Raw genomic sequence first — 1,038 nt, forward strand, 5'->3', positions numbered from 1 at the left:
CAAGCCATAGCTTCGGTGGTGTGTTTAGCCCCGTTACATTTTCGGCGCAGAGTCACTCGACCAGTGAGCTATTACGCACTCTTTCAATGGTGGCTGCTTCTAAGCCAACATCCTGGTTGTCTGTGCAACTCCACATCCTTTCCCACTTAACACACACTTGGGGACCTTAGCTGATGGTCTGGGCTGTTTCCCTTTTGACAATGGATCTTAGCACTCACTGTCTGACTCCCGGAAGTAAGTCTATGGCATTCGGAGTTTGACTGAGCTTGGTAACCCTTGCGGGCCCCGCACCCAATCAGTGCTCTACCTCCACGACTCTGTTTTCCGAGGCTAGCCCTAAAGCTATTTCGGGGAGAACCAGCTATCTCCGAGTTCGATTGGAATTTCTCCGCTACCCCCACCTCATCCCCGCACTTTTCAACGTGCGTGGGTTCGGGCCTCCAGTGCGTGTTACCGCACCTTCACCCTGGACAGGGGTAGATCACCCGGTTTCGGGTCTACGTCCACGTACTATGTCGCCCTATTCAGACTCGCTTTCGCTGCGGCTCCGGCTCTTCACCTTAACCTTGCACGGGAACGTAACTCGCCGGTTCATTCTACAAAAGGCACGCCATCACCCCTAAAATGGGCTCTGACTTCTTGTAAGCACACGGTTTCAGGTTCTATTTCACTCCCCTTCCGGGGTGCTTTTCACCTTTCCCTCACGGTACTGCTTCACTATCGGTCGCTAGGAAGTATTTAGCCTTGGCAGATGGTCCTGCCGGATTCATACGGGGTTTCACGTGCCCCGCACTACTCGGGATCCGTCTCGGAGGGAACAGACTTTCAATTACAGGGCTTTTACCTTCTTTGGCGGGCCTTTCCAGACCTCTTCGTTTAACCGGTTCCTTTGTAACTCCATGTGAGACGTCCCACAACCCCAGAGAGCAAGCTCTCTGGTTTGGGCTGTTCCGCGTTCGCTCGCCGCTACTGACGGAATCACTATTGTTTTCTCTTCCTCAAGGTACTTAGATGTTTCAGTTCCCCTGGTATGCCTCT

Annotated in this window: 1 rRNA gene; it reads right to left on the reverse strand. The window is 53.1% G+C overall.

Annotated elements, in window-relative coordinates:
* Positions 1-1,038: ribosomal RNA gene (locus AC3WQ3_RS28625) — 23S ribosomal RNA — on the reverse strand; the annotation flags it as partial.

It is taken from the genome of Paenibacillus sp. FW104-T2, assembly GCF_058789975.1.